The organism is Bartonella sp. AA81SXKL, assembly GCF_042196945.1.
GTDB lineage: Bacteria > Pseudomonadota > Alphaproteobacteria > Rhizobiales > Rhizobiaceae > Bartonella.
Genome location: NZ_JBHIRH010000279.1, coordinates 1 through 346, shown reverse-complemented (window position 1 = coordinate 346; position 346 = coordinate 1). Strand labels below are relative to the sequence as shown.

At 41.0% G+C, this 346-nt stretch carries 1 protein-coding gene; it reads left to right on the top strand.

Annotation, left to right across the window (positions count from 1 at the left end):
- A partial coding sequence (locus ACFINZ_RS11085) for a metallopeptidase TldD-related protein (RefSeq protein ID WP_375701544.1) occupies window positions 1-346 on the top strand: 346 nt, incomplete at both ends.

Sequence of the window (346 nt, the reverse complement as noted above, 5' to 3'; positions counted from 1 at the left end):
CAACAAGTTGCCGCAAAAGGTGTTACAGTTGTTGATGATGGTACAATTCCAAAATGTCGTGGTTCACTCACCATTGATGATGAAGGTACGCCATCAGGATATAACATTCTTATTGAAAATGGAAAACTTGTTGGTTTTATGCAAGATAGGCTAAATGCTCGGCTTATGGGTGTTAATCCAACTGGAAATGGACGGCGTGAATCCTATGCATATGCACCAATGCCACGAATGACAAATACGATCATGCTAGGAGGCGATAAAACACCTGAAGAAATTCTATCTTCACTCAAAAGCGGTATCTATGCTGTTTCCTTTGGTGGTGGACAGGTTGATATCACTTCTGGAA